At 63.1% G+C, this 7,498-nt stretch carries 1 protein-coding gene; it reads left to right on the top strand.

Annotated elements, in window-relative coordinates; translation table 11 throughout:
• Window positions 1–952: 952 nt before the first annotated feature.
• Complete coding sequence (locus tag V7066_RS26705) at window positions 953–7,099, top strand: hypothetical protein (RefSeq protein ID WP_334185957.1); 6,147 nt, start codon at window positions 953–955, stop codon at window positions 7,097–7,099.
• The last annotated feature ends 399 nt before the right edge of the window (window positions 7,100–7,498 follow it).

Here is a 7,498-nt window from a genome sequence, read left to right as displayed (position 1 = left end):
GAACAAGCTTCGCCCTGAACCTGATCTTGCGGCCTCGCGCATTGCGGGACCTTGCGATTGCTGCGCATGTCTCACCTCCTGCACTGCCCAAAAACCCACCATGGGCCTCCCCCGGAAAGGCGGGGGGTGGGCGGCCCGGACGACCGACAGGGCCCGCGCTAAGCGGCTCCTGCACCTGAAAGGCCGGAACGGAAGTGGAGGAGCCGCGACGCAGGAGCGGCTTGCAGGGGACGATGGCGGGCCCAGACGGTTGTCGAGCCCGCACCCCGACTTTCATCGGGAGAGGCTCACAAATGGTGCCGCGCGCGGGCGCAGCCGGCGCGCGTCCACATCGAGGCGGGGCATGCCCCGCCGACCCCCACGTCCCCCTTGAGCGCCAGCGATCGCAACCGAAGGCCGAGACCCTTTAAAAGGGGCTCGGTGCCAAAGCGCGGGCATCAGGGGCGGTGAGCCCGCCCGCGCGCGGCATAGAGCGCGGTCATGCCGGAGGCGTGGGGCGCTGCGGCTCGCTCCTTACCGTTGGATCGTGCGGTCGTATTCCTGGTTCCGACCGCCTTTATCACCCGGACAGGATCGGCGATGTGCCGCAACCAGACAGCCCGTTAAATGAAAAACTCTGTCATCGACAAAAGTGTTGGTCGGTTCGCCCTCAAACTGCACATTTCGGCTCAATTTCAGTTATTTCATATTGTTGCATTCATGCAGAAAATTTCGCAAAGACTTGGCTTGGGGGCGGTCAATCGTTTGCGTTGACTGCAGCAAGACGGGGCAGTTTGGTTAAATGACGATGATGAGTGGCTCGCGTGGCCAGTTTTTGCGTGCCTGCAGCATTCTGGCGATTGGGTGCAGTTCCGTTTTTGCGCCGAATGCGGCCCGCGCTGCGTGCGCTCCCGATCCAACACAACCTTCATCGACGACGACGTGCAGTGGCGGCGATACCGATGGCCTGACGGTGACGACTAACGCTACTACGGTTTCCGTCGAAACCGGAGCAACTGTTTCAGCGACGTCCGGTCCGGCGGTCACCGTTGCCATCAACGCGCCCAGCAACATCGCTTCGCGTACCGCCACGATACTCGTCGCCGGCGCGATCAACGGAAACTCCTCCGCCGGCATTCGCCTGACCGAGGGAACCCAGCCCTCCGGTTACTATGGCATTTCCACCAATATCGACATCAATGTGGCCGAGGGCGGCAGCGTTTCCGGTGCGAACGCCATCACGCTCGGGCCGGTCGCGAGCTTTACAAGCTACACGCGCGCCGCGCTGGACAACGCCGGCTCGCTCATCGGGACTTCCGGCCTCGCGGTCGTCGCCAGCGGCACCTATGTCTCGTTCACCAACATCGTCAACCGGGCCAGCGGCACCATCGGCGGCATTTCCGGTTCGGTGGGTACGATCGACAATGCCGGCCTCATCGACGGAGGCTCCGGCAGCGCCATCACCGGCGCCACTCCGTTGAACTATGCCAGCCTGACCAATTCCGGCCAGATCGTGTCAAACGGCGCGGCCTCGACGATCTACAACCTGGGATCGCAGGTCACCAACAGCGGCAGGATAACGAATAGCGGTTCGGGGGCCACGATATCCGCCAGCAATGCCAGCGTGCTCGTGGTGAACCAGGCGGGCGGCGAAATTACGAGCGCGCAAGGCAGCACGCTGTCCGGCGGGTACTGGCTGTCGCTCGATAACGCGGGAACGGTTGCAAATCTGGGCACCGGAGCCGCGCTGAACTCGGCCGAGATATCGGTGACGAACAATGCAGGCGGCGTGATCCGCTCCTCGGGCACCGCGATCTCGGCCTCAAACCAGCTCAATCTGGTGAACAAGGGCGTCATCACCGGCACCGTTCTTGCCGGATCGAACAGCAGCCAGTCCTATTCGCAAAGCAACGTCGATTCGACCGGCGGCACGATCGAGGGCGATCTGGTGTTCGGCGCGGGCAACGATGTGCTTCACGCGATCTACACCGAGGTCGGCGATCTGATCACCGGCGTAACCGGATCGATCGACGGCGGAGCCGGGACCGATTCGGTCCAGATCGACTTCGCCGGCGATCGGACGCTGGACAAGACCATCGTCCTGCCTACCAATTTCGAAAGAACCGCGCTTGTCGTGGGAAATGCCGTCACCGTCACGCTCGCTGACGGTTTCTCGGTACCGGGAGCCCTGGCCTTCGACGGCAGCGGCACCCTTCGCAACGAAACCGACCTGAGCGCCAACGGAACGGTCATCTCGAACGCCTCCATCGGAAGCGGTGGCAAACTGGTCAATGCAGGGATCATCACGAGCACCGGCCTGTCGGAGAACTATGCGCTCGATCTCGACTCGCTCAGCAGCTTCACCAACAGCGGCACAATCAACTCCCAGGGCGCAGGCGTAGACGTCTACACTTACGCCTTCGACAACTCGGGAACGATCAGTGCAACCGGAACCGCCGCCGAAGTCCGTCTGAGTTCGGCTTTCTCCAACACCGGCACGATCACTTCCGCCAATGGAACGGGTCTGGTGCTGTGGGGGTCCAGCTACACGGCAGACCTGTCAACCAACAGCGGGACGATTTCGGGCGGCAGCGTAGGCGTGGACCTGTCGGCCGGCCTCGCCAACACCGGCACGATATCTTCGCCGGCGACTGCGGTGCTCCTGGGCTCCTATGGCAATCTGGACAATCGAGCAGGCGGCACGATTTCCGGGGGAACAGCCGCGATCGCGGTCAGCGGATCGTCCATTTTCAACGCGCAGGTCAAGAATGCCGGGACCATCAACGGCGACGTATCCCTCGCCGGTCGGTACTCATCGTCATCTGACAACAATCGCTACTACGCGCTTGCCGGCGGCGTCCTGAATGGAAATCTGACGCTCGGCAAGGGATCCTATCTGATCACCGAGCTCGAAAACGAGGGAACGGGCGAGTTCGCGGGGATCAACGGGACGGTGACGGCATCGGAATCCTATCTCCGCTACGAAGTGCGCAAGGATGCCAATGCGACACTGGCTTCGCATGCCGGTTTTGCCTCGGTAGGCTATCAACTTCACGATGACGCCGCGCTTACGCTCGATGCCGAAGGCGTTTTCACTACGCCGCTGACTTTCTCGGGCGAGGGCAGCGTCGACCTGATGGCTGATATCGATGCGCGAAACCAATCTGCGATCAGCTCGACCGGCATGCTGTCCGGTTCCGGCTATTCCGGGGCGGCCAACGCGCTGGATATCACGAGCCGAGGAACGATCACGGCGACCCTGGACAACGCGGGCACCTACATCCAGGCCGCAGTCGGTCTGGGGTCGGGAAACCACTTCACGAACGAAGGCACGATCGCGCTGAGCAATACGTCCGGTGTAACCTGGAGCACGCCGTCGGCAATCTGGGGCGGCTCCGTAACCAATAAGGGAACGATCACGGCAACGGGCGGCAATGGCCTCGCCTACGTTTCCAACCTCGACAATTCGGGCACGATTTCTGCGAGCGCCGCCGCGGTTTATGCGACGGACGCCACATCGATCGTCAATTCCGGCACGATTGCCAGCACCGGACAGGCTGCCATCGTATCGACAAGCGGCTATACATTGGCCGTCGAAAACAGTGCGGGCGGCACGATCTACGGCGGCGCCGGTGTCGCGATCCAGAGCAACGGCGGCACATTGCGCAATGCCGGGACCATCGTTGGCGATGTCGATCTGGGATGGTCCAGCTACGGCTACTCCGCGACGCGCGCATACTATTACGCGGATGGCGGCTCGATCGAGGGTGACTTGCGCTTCGGGTCCGGCGATGATGTCCTGATCGAGGACGGTTCGGGCTTCGGCGTTTCCGGCACGATCGACGGCGGAAGCGGCTACAACCAGATCGGGCATGTCCGCAAGACCAGCGGGACCGTCACGCTAGGCGCCCCGCTGCCGACATCCTTCGAAGGCGAATTCACCGGTTCATTGGGAAGCGATACGGTCGTCACGATCGTCAGCGACGCTCCGCTTGCCGAGACCATCGTCCTGGCCGGCAACGGGCAGATCGTGAACAGGGCCGCCACCAGCGCGGCGCTCATCAATTATGGGACCTTCTTCTATTTCCCGACGGACCTCGACGGGCCTCTCGCCTCTCTATCCAACGAAGCCGACGTCGGCGGCATTACCGTGGCGGCCAACGCGCTGTCCAACAGAGCAACCGTCGGCTCGGAAGGGCTTATGGGCCCAGCGGTTTCCCAATGGGGAACAGGCGCGCTCAGTTTCGAGAACAGCGGCACGATTACTGCAGCCGACTCCGTTTCGGCGCTCGGCATTACAGGTTACCAGCTGACCGGCGCCAGGATCACCAATAGCGGCACGATCAGGGGCGGCAATGCCACCATCGACTATGCGTTCGCCCAGGATGCGATCTCGCCGGCACTGACCTTCAGCAACAGCGGCGCGATCGAGACGGGAGACGGTCTGACCATAGCACCGTCCAATTTCTTCGAGCAGCTGGGCAGCTACAGCCTTGCGCTGGAAAACTCGGGAACTCTCAGCGCCTCGGCCAGCGGGGCTTCGGCCCTGAACGTGCGAGGTGACGGCTCGGCCACGATAACCATCGCCAACACCGGAACGATCCGCAGCGACGGCGATGGATATGAAGAGATGTTCTACGGCTGGATTCCCTTGCCCGGCTATCCTTATTACGATCTCATCGCCAGGCCCGAAACGTTCGCCTCCACGGCGGTGTCGGTCTCCGGCAGCGCAGGCCCGGTCTCTTTCGTCAATGCCGGCACCATCGAAGCAAAGGGTGCGTATGCTGCTGCGATCCGGGTCACCAGCGCGCTGGATCTGGTCAATACCGGCACGATCGACGGCACGTCGGGATATACCGTCACCGCGGATAACCTGAGTGCAGAAACCTATGGCACTACCCGGTTCGCCGGGGCCGTGCAGACCTTCGGCAGGGACGACAGGATCGTCAACAGCGGAACCATCATCGGTTCGATCGACCTTGGCGGCGGCAACGATTACATCGAGAACACCGGCTCGATAATCGGCGACGTCTATCTCGGCGACGGAGACGATCTTTTCGTGCAGCGCCTTTCGGCGGTCATGACCGGCACTGTCGATGGCGGAGCCGGGAACGATACGCTCCTGGCCGATCTGTCCGGCGGCGGCGCATTGGACAGCGCCTTCTTCCAACCCTTCACCGGATTTGAAAACTTCGGCGTGACGGGCAGCGGCAGCGTGACGGTAAACGGCGTCCTGCCGGTCCAGACGCTGGTCGTCAGCGAAGGCGCGACGTTCGAACTGGCGGCCGGCTCCACCCTGCAGACCTTGGGGGAAACGGTGCTGACGGGCACCGATGGCTCCGAGCATGTGGTCAATCGCGGCACGATCATCGGTAATGTCGCGCTGGGCGGCGGAAACGATGTGTTCGAGGCATTTGCCGGTTCTTCGGTCAGCGGCGTTGTCGATGGCGGCACGGGAACCGATCGCCTGGCTCTGCACTTCGACCAGGCTGCGACGGCACCGACTGCGATCGATCTCAATACCTATGCGAACTTCGAAGAGCTCGCGATGGAAAGCGGAACGGGTTCGCTGGCCAGCGATGCCGGCTTCGACGGCATCTGGGTCAACGGCGGCAGGCTGATCGGTCTCGCCGGATCGACGATCACCGCGCGGAACGGGATTTCCGTGGCGCAGGGCGCGACATTCGGCAGCGCCGGAACCGTCAACGGCAACATCAGAGTTGAGGGCACCCTGTCCCCGGGCGCCTCTCCGGGGACGATGACCGTCAACGGCAACGTGACGCTTGCTTCCGGGTCGACCACGCTGTTCGAAATGACGCCGACGGTCAGCGACGCGCTGATCATCAACGGCAGCCTGACGATCGCCAACGGCACGACGCTGAACATCGTCGGAGAACGGCCGCTCACACCGGGCGTCACCTATCATCTGATCACCACGACCGACGGAATAACCGGCAGCTTCTCCAGGATCGACAAGGTACAGACGGTTCTGGGCTATATCGTCCAGACGTCCGATACCCTGGATCTCCTTGGAACGCTGCAATTGCATGCGGGCGCCGGTAGAAACGTCACGGCAACGAACGGCTATCTGAATGACCTGCTGATTGCCGGTACGGCCAGCGACGGTCTCTTGACGGCGGTGCAAAAGCTCACCCAGGCCGACGGCTATGTCAACGAAGCGGCGATGAGCACGCTTCATCCCGCGGCCTATGCGGTCGCCGGCCAGATCGGCATCGACAACGGCCTTGCCATTTCGTCAGCCCTGCGTGCCTCGCAGCGGATCGGAGAGGCGGGCAAATCACGCTTCTTCATGCTGGGTCAAGGACTGGGCAGCTGGCAGAATCTGCGCGGCAATTCAGCCCAGGGTACCTCGAACGTTCGGCAAAACAGCGGCGGACTTCTCGGCGGCATCGGGTATCAGGCCGGGCCGGTGGCGGTCGCGGCGGTTGTCGGCCGTATCTACGCCAACCAGAGCCTGCCGGCACTGGGGGCCAGGACCAAGGCGGACGGCACCTTCGTGGGGGCAAGCGTCTCCTTCGAACGAGGCGGCCTGGATCTTGGCGGTTCGGTCGTCTGGGACGGCAGTTCCGCAACCACTCACCGCAGCCTGTTCGATCGCACCGAGACGACCGGCCACTACGATCTGCACAGCCTGACCTTCGATGCCCACGGGGGCTACGGGTTTGCGATCGGCAAGGGGGGATGGCGTCTGGGGCCCGAGCTTGGCGTGACGCACATTCGGGTCAAACGCGGTGATGCGCATGAAACCGGTAACGACGTCTTCGCGCTTGATGTGGCCGGCCGCAAGCAGGATGCCACCTTCGTAAGCGCGGACTTGCGCCTCGACATGGCGGCTGAGACGCGGCTGCGTCCCTGGCTGACGGCCGGTTGGCGCTACCGCGCCGCCGGTGACGCCACGCTTGCCACGGCCGGATTGCCGGACGCGTCCAGCCAGTTCACGGTGGCCGGAGCAGAGCGCGATCGGAACTATGCGCAAGTCGGCGGCGGATTCGATTGGGCAGCGACCCCGGGCATAACTTTGTTCGCGCGGGGCAACACGGCTTTCACCCGGGCAAATGGCGTAACCAACGTCACGGGAGGCATTCGCCTGGGCTTCTGATGGATGCGTGCCGCGATGTACCGTGATCATAGTATGTCGCTGACTGAGCAAGAAGAGGCCCCCGATGTTGAACATCGAGAGCCTCTCCTTGCGGTTATTGCACCATTATATTGTTCACAAATGGTGCCGCGCGCGGGCGCAGCCTGATCGCGTCCACATCGAGGCGGGGCATGCCCCGCCGACCCCCACTTCCCCCTTGAGTGCCAGCGGATCGCAACCGAAGGCCGAGACCCTCAAAAGGGGCTCGGTGCCGAAGCGCGGGCATCATGGGCGGTGAGCCCGCCCGCGCGCGGCATAGAGCGCGGTCATGCCGGAGGGTAGGAGGCGCCGCTATTCGCTTTTTCCGGCAACCTCCTCTGTGCCGCTTCGCCTTCCGCCGGGCATTGCCGCCGGGCAAAA

The organism is Novosphingobium sp. (assembly GCF_036820275.1).
Taxonomy (GTDB): domain Bacteria; phylum Pseudomonadota; class Alphaproteobacteria; order Sphingomonadales; family Sphingomonadaceae; genus Novosphingobium.
The sequence above is the reverse complement of the archived record's forward strand: the minus strand, read 5'-3'. Positions and strand labels throughout refer to the sequence as shown.